The organism is Sporomusa sp. KB1, assembly GCF_007830295.1.
GTDB lineage: Bacteria > Bacillota > Negativicutes > Sporomusales > Sporomusaceae > Sporomusa.
The window spans coordinates 3216378-3228661 of the sequence record NZ_VLKC01000002.1 but is presented as its reverse complement, the minus strand read 5'-3'; the positions used below and the strand labels follow the sequence as shown (position 1 = coordinate 3228661).

Sequence of the window (12284 nt, the reverse complement as noted above, 5' to 3'; positions counted from 1 at the left end):
ACGATCGTAATCCACAACAAACAGTCATGTTATCCCGAAGTTATCCACATTATCCACAGACTTATACACATTCAAACTGTCGATATACAACTGTAATTGCCCACTTTGCACAAAGTTACCCACATTATCCACAATTGTCGTTTTATTGTTTTCCACATTGGCTGTGGCCTAATGCAAGTGTAGGCACAGCATTAAGATTAAGATCAGCAAAATCCCCCACCAAATACTGATAATAGGCACGGCAGGCAATCATCGCTGCATTATCTGTACAAAGAACTGTTGGCGGATAAAAAAATCCAATTCCCTGCTGAGTGGTCGCTGCGGCTAATTCAGCTTTCAGGTATGAATTAGCGGCCACCCCACCAGCTAGGACTAGCTGCCTGGCACCTACGTGCTGGGCTGCGGCTATGGCCTTCATGACTAATACGTCTACAACGGCGGCCTGAAAGCTAGCGGCTACATCAGGAATACTAACGGCTTCCCCACGCTGGGCAGCAGTATGTAAATAATTTAATACTGCTGATTTTAACCCACTAAAGCTAAAGGCAAATTTATTTTCCCCTGTTAGATCGGAAAACGCCCGGGGAAAAGCAATAGCGGCAGGCTGGCCTTCTTTAGCGGCATTATCAATATGCGGACCTCCAGGATAGGGAAAATTCATAACCCGGGCAATTTTATCAAAAGCTTCCCCTGCCGCGTCATCGCGGGTTTGACCTAAAAGTTCCAGTTCATTATAATCCTTGATGTGAATGAGTGAAGTATGACCACCTGACACTACCAGGGCCACAAAAGGCGGTTTGAGTTCATTATGTGCCAAAAAATTAGCAAAAATGTGTCCTTCTAAATGATTGACGCCAATCAGTGGTTTATCAAGAGCAAAAGCTAAAGCCTTAGCCGTCGCTACACCCACTAAGAGAGCACCGACTAATCCTGGGCCATAGGTAACGCCAATGGCGTCGACGGCCCCGAGGGTAATTCCAGCTTCTACCAAAGCCTGATCAATAACTGGTATAACATGTTCAATATGTTTGCGCGAGGCTATTTCGGGTACAACACCACCAAATTTTTGGTGTGTTGGCACCTGCGACGAAATAATATTGGCTAAAATTGTACGCCCGTTCGCAACAACAGCTGCCGATGTTTCATCACAGCTTGTTTCTATAGCCAATGTTAGACTTTGCTTCATAAGGACAGACCTCCATCATATGTCTGCTAATTATTACATGATCGAAATGATGTATTTAAATCGCGAAAGTGAGCCACATTAAAGCCAAGGACAGCAACATACAGTCCGCGAAAGGAGGTGCATGTAAAATGGCACGCTCGAATAAACCTGTAAACCCAGGAGCTGAAAACGCTCTCGATCAGATGAAAATGGAAGTGGCTAATGAATTAGGGATTTCCGAGCGCGTTCGTAGCCAAGGTTGGTCAACGATGACTTCTGCCGACTGCGGCCGCGTAGGTGGTCACATGGTTCGCAAAATGATTGAGCAGTATGAATCTACTCTCCGATAGATTTAGATTTTATCACATAGGGCGGCTCTGGCCGCCCTGTTGCTTTATTTATCACCTTTAGCTGTACTGGCGCATATGTTAAATTACACAATCACCCTTTGGGGGCTGCGAATATATCACGCGGCCCCCGTTTTTTTCCGAAACTTGCCATAAACGCCCATCTGCTTCGTTGCTCTTGCGGGCGTTCCCTTCGACGTACTTCCCAGTACGACTCCGGTCACGTCCTCATCGCGCCTCGCATCTGGACATTTCTAGCAAGTTTCGGGAGAGTGCCTTTTTATAGTTTGTCCAGCCACATAATAAGAGCATCTTCACCTAATTCGGCATAATAGTTGGGCCGAAGACCGCGTTCAACAAAACCGCGGCGCGAATAGAGTTTGCGGGCTGGTACATTGGATGGACGAACTTCGAGCGTCATACTGACTGCCCCTAACATTTTAGCGGTAAGAATCATATGTTCTAAGAGCAGCGAACCATAGCCTGCTCCCTGGTGTTCAGGCAAAAGAGCAATATTAGTGACATGTGCTTCATCCAGCACTAGCCAAAAGCCGCCATAGCCTACCAGCTTACCGTCCTCCACAACTACCAGATAATGCGCCAAATCATTACTCGTTATTTCTTCTTCAAAGGCCGCGCGCGACCAGGGAGTAGTAAATGCTCTATTTTCTACAACTAACACAGCATCAAGATCTGACTCCTGCATCTGTCTGATACCTATTTCAGCCACTAGCAATGCTCCTGAGCTTGCCGCCGTTCCCATAATACTTCTGCCTCTGATCGTCTGATATATAGCGGCTCCAGGGCAGCTACATCATGCCTGATACCCTGAGCATACATAACTTGCGCCATAACGGCTACGCTGCCGGCGCGAGGCATAATAACATGGGGCGGTACATGGTGAACAATATCTGCCTTATGCATGACAGCCGCCTCCCCCAGCATTAGGGCCGGCTTCTCCAGTTTACCAAGCTCAGCCTGAGCCGCCGCAAAAGCCATCACCCGGGGTGGCTGTACTTCATAAACAGCATCCTCACGCCATTCATAAAGCCCTAAATATACATTGCCCTTTTGGGCATCAAGCATCGGCGCCAAAATCACTCCCGAAACCGGACAGGAAAATGCCAGCGCTGCCAGGGTAGGCACACCGATAAGCGGGATATTCAGCGCATACGTCAGCGCTTTTGCTGTCGCTAATCCAATTCTAAGGCCAGTAAATGAACCCGGCCCAATACTTACAGCAACGGCCTTCAAACTAGTCTGTGTTATTTCAGCCATCTTGAGCAAACTGGCAATATGAGGCATGAGCCTCTCTGAATGGGTTTTTCGGGTCTGAATCGTAAGTTCAGCCACCAACGTGTCCGGTGTGGCAATGGCCACACTAGACACAAGGGTGGCTGTATCAATAGCTAGAATCGGCAACCTGTTTCAACTCCTCACACAGCATTTGATACCGCTCCCCCTTGGCCTTGAGATTAATAACCCGCTCCTCTGGCAACTCACCATAGTCTAAGGTCAGCCATAAGTGTTCTTTTGGCAAAAATTCAAGGAATTTCTCGGGCCATTCGATAATAGCAATTCCACCGGCCTCTACATAATGGTCAAAACCAATATCATCAAGCTCTGCCGGATGTTCGAGACGGTATAAGTCAAAATGATAGATAGTAACCTCTTTTTTGTCAGCGGTCTGACCATCATAAACATTAAGAACAGTAAAAGTAGGACTGCTTACAACGTCAGCGACCTGCAGCCCTGTCGCAATCCCCTGACTTAGCAAAGTCTTACCGGCGCCAAGATCGCCGGACAAGCAGATAACATCACCCGACTTGAGATACTTGGCCAATGCCTGTCCAAACTCATAAGTTTCATCCGCCGATGTAGTTTTGCCTACTAGTACAGCAGAGGGCTCCTCCTCGCGGAAGTGGTTATACCCTCTGGCTTCAAGGACCTGCACCCCGCCCGCTTCATCAACTAAGGTCACACCCTGACTACTGTCAACAATCTCACCAACTTTGACTAGCTGCAACTCTGGCTGGGCAATCAACAGTTCCTCATATTTCCTTGGTTCCATAGTAAACAAGAGTTGAAAATCTTCACCACCGTATAGTGCGTAATCAAGTGCTATTTTACCTGAATTTGCGGCCATTTCTTTTAGCTCGGCCGCTAGTGGAATTTGTGCAGCGTACAGCGTTACACCCACCCCACTGGCTTTGGCAATTTCATGCGCCTCGCTGGCTAAGCCATCACTAATGTCATCCATGCTGGTGGCTCCGGCTTCAGCCAAAATAGCTCCGATTTTAACCTGTGGCTTAGGAGATAAATGGGCAGTAACGAGCGGCCAGGCAAAATCAAAATCCTCCCATTCACCAACTGACAATAAGTCCAGCCCTGCCGCTGAATTTCCCAGCCAACCGGTAACGGCTACAATATCGCCAATCTGAGCCCCTGAACGTCGCACTAAATTGACTGGCGCAACCTCACCAGTTACTGTAACATTGATCACCAGCCCCTGAGGACTCGATACCGTATCGCCACCGACAATATTAACACCAAACTCATGGCAAATCTCTTTCATGCCCTGATATAGATTTACAACAAAATCTGCCGATGTTGACGGAGGCAAGGCCACCGACACTACTGCATGGCGGGGTACACCGCCCATAGCGGCAATATCACTTAGATTAACAGCAATTGCTTTATAACCAAGCTGCCAGGGAGTTGTAGTTGCCAAATTGAAGTGCACAGATTCAACTAGCATATCAGTAGTCACCAGCAGCAATTGCCGGGGTGTTGGCAGTAATACGGCAGCATCATCGCCAATCCCAAGAACCACGCTGCCATGGTCACTAATTGTATCTTGTTTTATTAAATCAATCAAACCAAATTCCCCGAGTTTTGTAAGCTCATTCATTGAAACACCACCTTCTCTGGCTGCGTAATGCTTCTAATAAATTCTCTTTTATGCAGGTATTTCCTGCAAGGATAGTATGCCACACCGCGAAAAAAAGTTGTATGCTACCTAGGATTTATCCCTATCAATACCAAAAACAGCAGTCTTCTGCTACGAAGGACTGCTGTTTTGTACTATTTTTTAATAATTTTTTCTGAACGGCTCAGCGGTTCACTTGTATCCATATGACCGGAAATGGTCTCAATTTTTTTGCCGTTAACCAGAATCTGTACCTGTTGAATATCCGGAAACTCAGTAAGAGTATTCACAATAGCGCCTACCAACAAAATTTCGCTGGCCGAACCGCCACCATTTTTCTTGACTAACTTGTCATTAAAATCCGCATAAGCAATATGTTCTTTGACAGTTACATTTTTTATTTTGGTTCCCGTCGGCATAACACCAACAAGCTCAGAATTTTTTGGTCCCTCCTGTAACAGTTCCATAGCTGTACGGGCTGGATGACTGTTGACAGGTACCTTGTGCGTTTCCGGTACAAGATACATCGCATCCTTAGTAGCATGGTAAACAACAAGCTGCATTGTCGGCTCCGGATCAGCAGTAGACTTACCGGCTGATTGCGATTGTTCAACCAGCTTGTTATCGGGATCTGCCGGTGTCGGTTGACTGCCAGGAGCAGCATTATCACACCCTGCTATCATAAACACTAAGGCCATCAGCGTAGCCATTAACAACAATCTAATCGTTTTCATCATACCCACCTCTTTAGTTTAGCTTGGCAGCCTGGTCAAAAAACCGTTCCAGCCCCCGTACTATTCCTAGAGCCATTTTCTGTTGAAACCCGGGTGAGCTTAAAAGTTTTTCTTCATTTGGATTGGAAATAAAGGCCAGCTCCACAAGTGCTGCCGGCATCTGGGTCCGCTTAATCACATAAAAGTTAGCTGTTCTGGCCCCGCGATCCTGCAAATCGCCAGCTTCAACCAAACTTGTTTGCAACGCCTCAGCCAGCATGGAATCATACAGCGTTTTTTGATAATAATACGTTGTCGTTCCACCTGCAGCGGGATTAGAGAAAGAATCGGCATGAATACTTAAAAATATATCAGCCTTACGATTGTTTCCTACCGAAGAACGGGCTTTAAGTTCCTCAACATCAGATGCGTCCGGACCAAAAACATCACGGTCATCCTGGCGCGTCATAATAACCCTGGCTCCTGCTTTCTCCAATAAATCCTGTACATTCTGGGCCACCGCCAAAGTCGCAGTCTTTTCCTGATATCGAGTAGGACCAATAGCTCCCGGATCACTGCCACCATGACCGGGATCAATAGCAATTACTTTATCCTTAAGTCCTGCCGTAAAAGAAAAATCAGGCAGCCCAAGGGGCTTATTGATATCCACAACCACCCGGAACGGTCGATTCGCTTTCGCATCACTAGGCAACGTAAACACCTTGTAATCGCCCGCTTCAACCTTCAGCGGCAAATCAAAGGTCACCGTGGTATCCTTACCATTAACATCAAAGCTAACCTTCTCAACAACTTTTCCGTCAAGAGTAAGGTCTGAAACGCCTGTTCCCGGGGTTGTCCCTTTAACAGTCACAACCAGACGAGGCGTAGGCGCGTTAACAACTACACCACTGGCCTTAACAGGGCCGGATACATCCATAACCAGCCTCAGCTTAGCAGCGCCGGTAAGAGCTTCCGTATGATTAGCCCAGCGGACTTGGCTAAGTTCTAAACCGCCATAGGACTGAACTGCCTGCTTAGGCGCTATCGCAGCCGAAGCAGCATATAGACCTGTCCACGAAGTAACAAGCAGGGTAAGCATCAACAACAACACTATTTTTCGCAATAAAGGCACCTCCAAACCTGCGAAGTGTCTTTATAGAATTCGTGCTAATTGTCAAAATTCCTGCAGGACTGCAGTCCCAAATCTATTAAAATTAAATTTATGCACTACATTTGTAGAATATTACAGTTATTAACTGCCATTCCCCTGATTCTGTCGAGTAATCTGTGCAAAAAGTTCATCCACTTCGGCCTGGGCCTGCTTTGTAGCCTCGACATCAACGGTTATCTCTATCGCCAAGACATCCCCCTCTTTAGCTGCCGGCAATAGCTCGCTGGGCCAATTCACACTGATCTCCTGCTCTCCAGCCAAAAGCACTGCCTTACTCCCCTCAAAACGATCAATTACCGCTCTAATCTTCATGTCTAGCGCTCCTTCGTAATTGTGTACGCTTTTCCATCACTGACAACCGTTAGCGTGCCATCAGTATCAGTACGATATACATCGATTTTTTTATCTTTGTATTTCTTTAACGTAGATGGATGCGGGTGATGATAGTCATTGTTGGCACCGACTGAAATCAATGCTGCTTCTGGCGTTACGGCCTGCAAAAAGGCGGCCGAAGAAGATGTCCGGCTGCCATGATGACCACTCTTTAGCAGTGTGCTTTTTAGCGCAGAGGCATCTTTCTTGAGCATACGCTCTTCCGCTTCACTTTCTGCATCGCCAGTCAGTAATAGGGAGAAATTACGATACACCAGTTTAGCCACAATGGAGTTATTATTCAAATCAGGCTCACTACCACCAATAAAGGGGGCCTCAGGCGCCAGCACCTTAAGCATTATCTCATTTCCCAAATCAATTGTCATACCGGCACTAACTACCGTAAAAGGAATACTCTTTTTTTGAATCTGGGTTAAATATTGTTTGTATAAGTTTGATGTGCTTTTCTGGCCGCTATCATATATTTGCTTAACCGTGAATTGTTGAAATACGGCTGCCGCACCACCAATATGATCAGCATGTGGATGGGTAATAATCAGTTTGTCGATCGTAGTAATTCCCTGGCTTTTCAGCATACTGACAAGTTTATCCCTAGCCGGGACATCGCCCGTATCAACAAGCACTACCTGATCCTTAACACGAATAAGAATAGCATCTCCTTGCCCAACATCTAATACCTGAATGGTAAGCGGCGCGCTTGCTGCCACTAGAGCATTACTACCAGACTGTACACCTTTACTAGTACCACCGCTGCACCCGGCCATAAAAACCAGTGAAAAAACGGTCACAACCAGGACCAGCCATGACCACTTGCGAATGATGTTCATTTTATCTCTCCCTCAATATGTAACTATTCACTTCTAAGTCTCCCCTGCTACTTAGAAGTGCCCAGATGCTAGGCGCACCGGAAAAACGCGCAGCGCCGCGTACTGGGTATGTACGCAAGCAAGCATTTTGAGGAGCAACGACGCAGATGGGTGCTTTATAAGTAGCAGGCCAAACTAAAAATAGGCAGTCGCCCGCCTATCCCCGTGTCAAAGTTGAACCAAGCCAATGCTTATCCGTACTGCCTCGTCCACTTTATTCATGATTTCTTCACTTAAATGAGTTACCTTATCCCGCAGACGCCGCTTATCAATAGTACGCAGCTGTTCTAATAATATAACAGAGTCTTTTTCAAGATTATATTGTTTGGCATTTACTTCAACATGGGTGGGCAACTTCGCTTTAGAAATCTGCGAAGTAATGGCTGCGACAATTACTGTTGGGCTGTATTTATTACCAACATCATTCTGTATAACCAATACCGGTCTGTGGCCACCTTGCTCTGAGCCTACTACCGGACTAAGATTAGCATAATAGATATCCCCACGCTTGACAATCATGCTTATTCACGCTCCGCCAGTAGGCCAGGCATTAGCTCAAACGTATCAACATCTGCCAATAAGCCTTCCTCTGCTAATGTCAGGTTAATGACTGCCATTTCCTGATACCCTTTTTTCATCATATCACGTACGGCTTTTCGCTTGCGGTCTTCAATATAAAGACGCATGGCATCCCGGACAAACTGACTTCTGCTTAATTTGTCCATAGCTATTATGCCATCAACTTCCTGTAACAATGCATTTGGAATACTTATCATAATTCGCCGTAATTCGGCCACACCATCACCCCCGCCAGTATGGAGCATATTAAAAGATAATATTATTATATAAGCACCGCTATACCACTGTCAACTTTTTTATATACTTTAGCAGTTCTTTATGCCATACAATGCCGCCGGCACAGCTTTAATCAAATCGGTTGCCGCCATTCCCACCATCCCAGCTTGCGCCGCGATATCTCCGGCCAAACCATGAATATAAACGCCAGCTACAGCGGCGTCATGGCTTGACATACCTTGAGCAATCATCGCCGCAATAATACCAGTAAGCGCATCACCAGTACCGCCAGTAGCCATACCAACATTACCTGTAGTATTAATATATACTTCACCATCAGGAAATGCAACAATTGTATGGGCTCCTTTTAAAACAACAATGCTGCCCCATTCTCTTGCCGCCTGCCGGGCTATCGTTACACGATCAGAATTTACCGCCTGAGCTGAAAGTCCTGTCAATAACCCCATTTCACCGGGGTGTGGTGTCAATACCGGCAACGCTGTACACTCAGTTAGCAAATCTGTATAGCCAGCCAAAGCATATAAAGCATCAGCATCAATAACCAAGGGACACTCCACCGTAGTAATCGCGGCTCGCACCGCTGCCACTGTCGCTTCATGACGGCCAATTCCGGGACCAATTGCCAACACATCATTCTTCGCCGCCAGCGCGGCAATTTCGGCCACAGCGTCCTGGCTTATACCGCCGGTTGCAGTTTCAGAAAGTGCCGTTGTCATGACCTCAGTCAACTTCACAGCTACTACATTTTGAATACTAGCAGGAGTAGCTAATGTAATCAGCCCCGCCCCTGCTCTAAGGGCAGCCTCAGCTGTCATGGCTGCTGCCCCGCTTAAACCGTGTGAACCAGCCACCACGGCTAACCGCCCATTTATCCCCTTATGGGCATCTGGGTTACGCTGCGGCAATATTGTACGGATAGCACCGGCCATTAGGATGTTTTGTTTAATCTGTTGCTGGGTCACAACAGCTGTGGGAATGCCAATATCAGCTACCATCAGTTCGCCGGCAAACTCTGCTCCGGGATATAAAAACAGCCCCGGTTTCGGCAGACAGAAAGTCACCGTATGGGCGGCCCGCACTGCTTTTCCACAAATCCGGCCAGTATCAGCCTCTACACCAGAAGGAATATCAACAGCGACAACCAATTTCCCGGCAGCATTAATACTATCAATAACCCTAGCCATGTCACCGCCAACTTCACCACGAAACCCTGTGCCTACTAGTGCATCTACCAAACAATCCGCAAAAGTGGCCGCTACTCTAACCTTATCCCAGTCGCGCTCACTGGCAATCTCTATAATATCGATATTCATCTTATCAATTATGTCAAGATTGATGCGGGCATCGCCACTTACTGACGCCTTTTCACCAAGCAAAAAAACCTTTACTTTCGCGCCTTGATTGACAAGGTGCCTGGCAATAACATAGCCATCACCACCATTATTGCCTTTTCCCGCAAAAATACAAAACTTTCGCTCTGACAACACTTCCATAATTGACTCCAAATGTCGTACAACCGCCACTCCGGCATTCTCCATTAATACCGTTCCCGGAATACCATAGTCGGTAATTGCAATACGGTCAATCTCCCGCATTTCCGCCGCTGTTGCTGCTTTCATCACTTTTTCCTCCCTCTAAAACCGCCTGTGCGGCCGCATATTCTTGGGCATGTGTCAACGAAATATGTAGGCCGGTAACACCTAGCTTGGCAGCTAATACAGCAAAACTACCATGTAAAATAATCCCCGGCTTACCACCATCTCTGACGATAACTTCAATATCCCGGATACTCCCGCCGGCAAAACCACAGCCAAGTGCTTTGGCTACTGCTTCTTTAGCAGCAAATCGTGCAGCAAACGAAGCCGCCTGCTGTACACCACGGCTAGAGCAGTAAGCCGCTTCATCAGCCGTAAATACTCGTTTTATAAATGAATCGCGGGCAATAGCCGCCTTGATCCGCTTTATCTCAATAATATCAATGCCAATACCAATAACCATGTCATCACCTGCCACAAAATTACAACTATAATTATATACTAATTTTTTTAAAAACCAAATAGAAAAAAGCGAGACTACTTCACAACCATGTGCCACTAACAAGAAGACAGCCATCTCCCTCTTGGTCATTGCGAACATAGCGTGGTAATCCCACCTTGTTTACTACTCTGTTATTATTATAGCCTCAGCTCATCGCCCCACTACATAGCAGCGCGGCGCAACAGATATAAGCCTGGCACAAGTGCCGCAATATTAGGCAGCCATGCGGCAAGCATCGCCGGTAGAACACCATTTTGCCCCATAGTTGTACCGATAGTCATAACAATATAATACAAAAAAATGATAATAATACTATAACCCAGCCCACTTGCCGAACTGGCCCGCGGCGAGCTTAATGCCAAGGGTGCGCCAACGAGAGCGAAAAACAGACAAGCTGACGGAATAGCAGCCCGTTTATGCAATTCTACCAAGTAAACATTTTTTTTTCGCTCACTATCAGGCAGTTTGGCGGCAGCACGCTTTAGTTCGCGAATTGTCATTTCATCGCTGTTTTTTTGCTGTGATACCTTAGCAGTTTTATTTTCAACAGGCAGATACTGCTGGTTGAAAAACATGGTTCTAGTAGTACTATCAGATGATACAATATCCTGGATAGCACCATTTGTAAGAGCCATGCCCCCATCATAGCGAACTGCCGTATCAGCAGTCTCGATACGCACTGGACGGTTATTTTCAAATTCCTGAACAGTTACCAGTTGCATAACCGCAGTAGTCTCATCATAGCGGCGGGCATAAGTCAGACGCCCAATACCGTCCTTGGATTTTTCCAATATCACCATATGTTCCTGACTTTTGGGCCGGGTATTGCCTTTAATCTCAGTATTGATAGTTGCATTATAGGCCTCAGTAGCTGCAGGAACCACAGTTTCATTAAAGACTACAGCAAACGTGCTAATAAAAAACGCCGTAATTAAAACAGGCGCCGTCAGCCGATAAAAACTGAGTCCCGCTGCCCGCATCGCAATAAGCTCAGAAGAAGCAGACAACCTGCCGTAACATAATAGCGTTGCCAGCAAGGTGGACATGGGAAATGTCAGCACAATAACCCCAGGCAAACTGTAGATAAACAATTTGGCAATAACAGCCGTTGATGCACCAAATTTACTAATATACTGCGCAATTCGATACATTGTGCCGCCACCGATAAACATACTGGAAAATGCGCAAACCCCAAAGATAAACGGCCACATCAACTCAGTAATAATGTACTTATCTAGTATTCTCACGACATTGTCCTTTCTGGTAAGATAAATGAATCATGCTGCTTAAGCCAATGATTTACCGCAAACCAAGCCAAACCTATACCAAAAATAACGCCGGCTGTTACTTGCAAACCCGTATGAGAACTTGTTTCGATCCGTGACCAGGAAATAACTACTGCGCAGCCATACCACAGCCAGGACAGCCGCGGATAAAATACAGATAACAAAAATGCCATGGCAAAAGCATGGGTAGTATGCCCACTGGGAAAACCACTTGGAATACCATTAGGCCGCAGGGACCATTCACCTAAATCAATATATTTGAGCAAATGAACAATCAACCATACCGCAGCATCTACTTTGATCACCAGATAAAAAAGGCTTTTACACTTTTTTTTATAGGCCACCCAAAACAAAATCGCATTACTAAGAACCAAAAACACATCATTGCCAATACCACTAAATAAGTTGGCGACAATTAAAATCTCATTCATGCCGCTTTGGCTAACCGTAAAAGCAATTAAAATCATAACCAGGCCAACAATAGCCGCAAACCTCATGTTTTGAAACAAAAGACTATTGCGGCTGGAAACCATAGCATTCTCTTTCAAGATAAGTACCTCC

Annotated in this window: 15 protein-coding genes; 1 reads left to right on the top strand and 14 read right to left on the bottom strand. The window is 46.2% G+C overall.

The features are described 5' to 3' along the window. Window positions 1-142: 142 nt before the first annotated feature. Window positions 143-1186 (bottom strand): tRNA (adenosine(37)-N6)-threonylcarbamoyltransferase complex transferase subunit TsaD, encoded by a 1044-nt coding sequence (gene tsaD / locus SALPA_RS18585; protein ID WP_145097369.1) that lies wholly within the window; start codon window positions 1184-1186, stop codon window positions 143-145. A gap of 128 nt (window positions 1187-1314) precedes the next feature. Between tsaD and SALPA_RS18580 the strand changes: the two genes are divergently transcribed. Then, window positions 1315-1515: an alpha/beta-type small acid-soluble spore protein gene (locus SALPA_RS18580; protein ID WP_021166802.1), complete on the top strand. Its 201-nt coding sequence runs from the start codon at window positions 1315-1317 to the stop codon at window positions 1513-1515. 277 nt (window positions 1516-1792) lie between these two features. On the opposite strand, the gene rimI is transcribed toward SALPA_RS18580, so the two are convergent. The 13 genes from rimI to SALPA_RS18515 all read right to left on the bottom strand — a co-directional run bounded on the left by rimI (window position 1793) and on the right by SALPA_RS18515 (window position 12271). Continuing rightward, a complete protein-coding gene (gene rimI / locus SALPA_RS18575; protein ID WP_222428049.1) occupies window positions 1793-2242 on the bottom strand; it encodes a ribosomal protein S18-alanine N-acetyltransferase in 450 nt (149 codons plus the stop codon). Beyond that, a complete protein-coding gene (gene tsaB / locus SALPA_RS18570; protein WP_145097363.1) occupies window positions 2242-2934 on the bottom strand; it encodes a tRNA (adenosine(37)-N6)-threonylcarbamoyltransferase complex dimerization subunit type 1 TsaB in 693 nt (230 codons plus the stop codon). The genes rimI and tsaB overlap by 1 nt, the downstream gene beginning before the upstream one ends. Beyond that, complete coding sequence (gene thiL, locus SALPA_RS18565) at window positions 2915-4423, bottom strand: thiamine-phosphate kinase (protein ID WP_186451131.1); 1509 nt, start codon at window positions 4421-4423, stop codon at window positions 2915-2917. Before thiL ends, tsaB begins: the two co-directional genes overlap by 20 nt. 173 nt (window positions 4424-4596) lie before the next feature. Next, entirely contained in the window at window positions 4597-5178 is a 582-nt protein-coding gene (locus SALPA_RS18560; protein WP_255451262.1) for a GerMN domain-containing protein, read from the bottom strand. 10 nt (window positions 5179-5188) lie between these two features. Beyond that, entirely contained in the window at window positions 5189-6286 is a 1098-nt protein-coding gene (locus tag SALPA_RS18555; RefSeq protein ID WP_370516713.1) for an N-acetylmuramoyl-L-alanine amidase, read from the bottom strand. 120 nt (window positions 6287-6406) lie between these two features. Further along, window positions 6407-6637 carry a DUF3006 domain-containing protein gene (locus tag SALPA_RS18550; RefSeq protein WP_145097360.1) on the bottom strand — a complete coding sequence of 77 codons (231 nt, stop codon included), beginning with the start codon at window positions 6635-6637 and terminating at the stop codon, window positions 6407-6409. Between the two features lie 2 nt (window positions 6638-6639). Beyond that, window positions 6640-7545: a ComEC/Rec2 family competence protein gene (locus tag SALPA_RS18545; RefSeq protein ID WP_255451260.1), complete on the bottom strand. Its 906-nt coding sequence runs from the start codon at window positions 7543-7545 to the stop codon at window positions 6640-6642. Window positions 7546-7752: 207 nt separating this feature from the next. Next, entirely contained in the window at window positions 7753-8103 is a 351-nt protein-coding gene (locus tag SALPA_RS18540) for a type II toxin-antitoxin system PemK/MazF family toxin (protein ID WP_145097357.1), read from the bottom strand. A 2-nt stretch (window positions 8104-8105) separates the two neighbouring features. Then, on the bottom strand, window positions 8106-8381 hold the full coding sequence (locus SALPA_RS18535) for a CopG family ribbon-helix-helix protein (protein ID WP_021166793.1): 276 nt from the start codon (window positions 8379-8381) through the stop codon (window positions 8106-8108). 87 nt (window positions 8382-8468) lie between these two features. Next, a complete protein-coding gene (locus tag SALPA_RS18530) occupies window positions 8469-10019 on the bottom strand; it encodes an NAD(P)H-hydrate dehydratase (protein ID WP_145097354.1) in 1551 nt (516 codons plus the stop codon). Next, a complete protein-coding gene (gene acpS, locus SALPA_RS18525) occupies window positions 9982-10398 on the bottom strand; it encodes a holo-ACP synthase (RefSeq protein WP_145102093.1) in 417 nt (138 codons plus the stop codon). Before acpS ends, SALPA_RS18530 begins: the two co-directional genes overlap by 38 nt. A 200-nt stretch (window positions 10399-10598) precedes the next feature. Beyond that, window positions 10599-11684, bottom strand: coding sequence for an LptF/LptG family permease (locus tag SALPA_RS18520; RefSeq protein ID WP_145097351.1), 1086 nt, complete (start codon window positions 11682-11684; stop codon window positions 10599-10601). Beyond that, complete coding sequence (locus tag SALPA_RS18515; protein WP_186451130.1) at window positions 11681-12271, bottom strand: phosphatase PAP2 family protein; 591 nt, start codon at window positions 12269-12271, stop codon at window positions 11681-11683. Before SALPA_RS18515 ends, SALPA_RS18520 begins: the two co-directional genes overlap by 4 nt. Window positions 12272-12284 lie beyond the last annotated feature (13 nt).